Source organism: Variovorax sp. 01N429, assembly GCF_056399425.1.
Window position 1 is genome coordinate 1 of record NZ_JBFTRG010000140.1, and the last position, 427, is coordinate 427.

The 427-nt window shown below is 68.9% G+C and carries 1 pseudogene; it reads right to left on the reverse strand.

Features of this window, described 5'->3' with window-relative positions:
• Positions 1-427 (reverse strand): annotated as a pseudogene (locus AC1DSF_RS30960) (hypothetical protein); the annotation flags it as partial.

Consider the following 427-nt stretch of genomic DNA (forward strand, 5'->3'; position numbering starts at 1 on the left):
ACGATGAACATCGCGGACAGCTCGGCGAACGACCAGTCCAGCTCCCAGACGTACGCCACCGCATTCGCATCCCCGGTCAGCACCTGCGCCCAGGGGATGATCGCGAAGATCATGAACGCGAAGGTGAGCGTCACCGCCACCAGCACGATCTTGTGGGTGCGCGTCAGCTCCTCCGGCTCGGTGGTCGCGGCCTCGGCGGCCTGCTCGCGGTCCCCGGGGAGGAAGCCGACCAGCGAACGGGCCGGATCGGCTTTGACGCGGACCGCGTACCGGACGACGTACGCGATCGTGACCGCCGTGAGCACGACGAGCATCACGACGCGCAGCACGATGCCGTCGCCGAGCGAGATGTCGGCCGCCGACGACGCGACACCGGTGGCGAACGGGTTGACCGTCGAACACATGACGCCGACGCCCGCGCCCAGGA